Genomic DNA, 1,005 nt, shown 5'->3' with positions numbered 1-1,005 from the left:
CCACGTCGTCGATGCTTAGGCGCGAGATATTTAGCAAGAAAATTTCACTTAGCTGTTTTAGACTAAAGCTAAAATACCTGCATAAATTTTCCATCCTAAAAAGCTCAAGTGCGAGCTTCTCTTCGCATCTTGGCTCATTTTCAAGCGCCAAAAGCTCATCTATTAGCTCTTTAAATTTAGCAAATTCACAAAGCTCAAAATAGCTAGTCCTAAATTTCTCAAAAAGCTGCTCACTCACGCCAAATTCGCTCAAAATAAAGCCAAGCTCCTCGTAGCTCTCACACTTGCTTTGATCAAAAACTGGACTTGCTTCTTCGTTGATAGCTCTTGTGATGTAGTAAAGTGCTTCATAAAATTTTGTATTTTTAAAGCTCTCACCCATGGCGTAGTTAAAAATTTTAGCGCCATCATGAAGCCTTAAAATCTCGCTAAAACCCTCATCTGACAAGATGACTGCGATATTTTCAGACTTTATGCCATCACGCACAAACTCACTCGCCTTTGCCATAGCGTAAGCGCACTGCAAGCTTCTTGTGGCAAATTCTCTTACTAAAACTGGCTCAAATTTTGTGATATTTTCTAGGCAGGTTAGCTCGTTTGTATTTAAATTTAGCTCATATTTTTTATAGTTTTCAAACTCGCTAATGGCTGAAATTTGCCTTATCTTTTCTATTAGTTTTTTATTAAAAACGCTAGTTTGAAAGATAATTTTTAGCGTTGTTAGTTTTGAGATTTTTTCTAAAATTTCCCACTCAAACTCGCTTAAAATGCCATCAACGTGCAGTGAAATTTCACTAAAACTTCTTATGTAAGCTTCATTGATGGAGTAAATTTTTGGCAAGGTTATATCATCATAAAGATCTTCTTTATCAAGCAAGCTCTCATACTCTTTTAAAACCGCTTCAAGTATGCTTAAATGCTCCTCAAAATCAGCGTAAATGTCATTAAATTTTATCTCAGCAATGCTCTTTTTACTGATGGCTAGCTCTTTAAAAAACGAAAAAA

At 35.4% G+C, this 1,005-nt stretch carries 1 pseudogene; it reads right to left on the bottom strand.

Going from position 1 to position 1,005, the window contains the following annotated elements:
- Window positions 1–1,005, bottom strand: a pseudogene (locus Q0296_RS05940) (PD-(D/E)XK nuclease family protein); the annotation flags it as partial.

The sequence above is a fragment of the uncultured Campylobacter sp. genome (assembly GCF_937890585.1).
Taxonomy (GTDB): Bacteria; Campylobacterota; Campylobacteria; order Campylobacterales; family Campylobacteraceae; genus Campylobacter_A.
Note: the sequence above shows the minus strand (reverse complement) of the source record. Positions and strands in the feature narration are given on the sequence as shown.